1 protein-coding gene is annotated in these 833 nt (G+C 63.1%); it reads left to right on the top strand.

Annotated features, from left to right (window positions below; all coding sequences use genetic code 11):
- On the top strand, positions 1-763 hold a 763-nt coding region (locus tag EN750_RS36840; protein ID WP_127399449.1), incomplete at its 5' end, for a D-amino-acid transaminase.
- Positions 764-833 lie beyond the last annotated feature (70 nt).

Here is an 833-nt window from a genome sequence, read left to right as displayed (position 1 = left end):
GGTCTGCGAGGTGGCGCGTGGCTTCATCGTAGACATGCCGCGCCATCTGGCGCGGCTGAACCGCTCGCTGACCGAATTGTCGATCGCCTGGCCAGTCACCTCTCACGTGCTGCCGCTTATCCTGCGCGAGGTGGTCAACCGCAACCATGTCGCCAACGGCCTGGTCTATGTCCAGGTGACGCGCGGCGTCGCCAGCCGCGACTTTGTCTTCCCTTCCGCCGACACCAAGCCGGCCCTGGTGGTGACCGCCAGGAAGGCCGACCCCGCAGCCGGAGCAAAGCGAGCCGAGACCGGCATCGCGGTCATCACCGTGCCGGAGAACCGCTGGGACCGCGTCGACATCAAGACCGTCGGGCTGCTGCCCAATGTATTGGCCAAGCAGAAGGCAAAGGAGGCCGGTGCGCAGGAAGCCTGGTTCGTCGACGCCGAAGGCAACGTAAAAGAAGGCGGCTCGTCCAATGCCTGGATCGTCACTCGGGACGGCGTCCTGGTCACCAGGCCGGCCGAGCACGGCATCCTGCGCGGCATCACCCGCACGACCATGTTCGAAGTGGCGGCCAAGCTCGGCCTGAAGATCGAGGAGCGCGGCTTTTCCGTCGCCGAGGCCAAGGCGGCACGCGAGGCGTTCATCAGCTCCGCAACGACACTCGCCATGCCGGTGGTGGCTATCGACGGCGATACGGTCGCCAATGGGCACCCCGGCTCAATAACACTTTCCTTGCGGCAGGCCTTTTTTGACATTGCGGAAAAAAGTCCAGCCTGATAACCGCACAGGTGGAATGAACATCAATATATCTCGTTCTGCTTGTCGTTACTGACGACAAGACGGTGTT

Source organism: Mesorhizobium sp. M7A.F.Ca.ET.027.03.2.1 (assembly GCF_003999175.1).
Lineage (GTDB): Bacteria > Pseudomonadota > Alphaproteobacteria > Rhizobiales > Rhizobiaceae > Mesorhizobium.
The sequence above is the reverse complement of the archived record's forward strand: the minus strand, read 5'-3'. Positions and strand labels throughout refer to the sequence as shown.